General features: G+C 53.6%; 1 pseudogene. It reads left to right on the forward strand.

The window, feature by feature from the left end:
* Positions 1-45 precede the first annotated feature (45 nt).
* Positions 46-732: pseudogene (locus tag AC1DRJ_RS30910) on the forward strand (NERD domain-containing protein); the annotation flags it as partial.

Raw genomic sequence — 732 nt, forward strand, 5'->3', positions numbered from 1 at the left:
GTCAGCCTCATCCGTTCTTACCACCCTCGAATCCAGCTACGCCGATTGGACACAACTGAACAGATTTTGGACGACGGAGATGACGCGCTAAGCAAACTGCAGGCGCATCTCGTGGATAGCTTAGACAAAGACCGCTTCAACAAGCTGCCGCGCCTGTCGGGCAAGCGTCTTGAGATTCTTGAAAACGTCAATTCAAGGGGCTGGGTGCCGGACATCTCCAATGTACGCGCTGAATCCATTCTGGTTTGCGGCACTCATGAACAAGCCGCCAAGGTCAATGGCGCGGTGAAAACAAAAATTCTGGGCCATCTCAGTCCGAGCAAATTGGCGGCGGGTGATCGGATTGACTTCCACAACCGCACGCCGATCTTGTCGTCCGAGCCTGATGCATTCAATCAAAGTACTATTCGCTGGGTCAGCTCCGGAGAGATCGGTCTTGTCGACTTTGTTGAGGAGCGTATTGAAACTCACTTTGTTGAGCTGCGTGGACGCAAAGAGCCAATACACCTTCACTTCCAGCGAGCCCGTTGCCGGCTGCCAGGCTTGGGAGAAGTGGAGTTCCGCTACTTGGTAGATTACTTTGAAGCTGATCGGCCTGACATCACCGCAGACCAGTCCCTGGCGCTCCAAGTACTTGCTCGGCAACTTGCCAAGCCAGATCTTGAAGTGCACAAGCAGCGACTACCGAATAAGACTGATCCCAGCTATAAGCAGGCAAGGGCCGAATATGAC

The sequence above is a fragment of the Pseudomonas sp. P5_B2 genome, assembly GCF_056400445.1.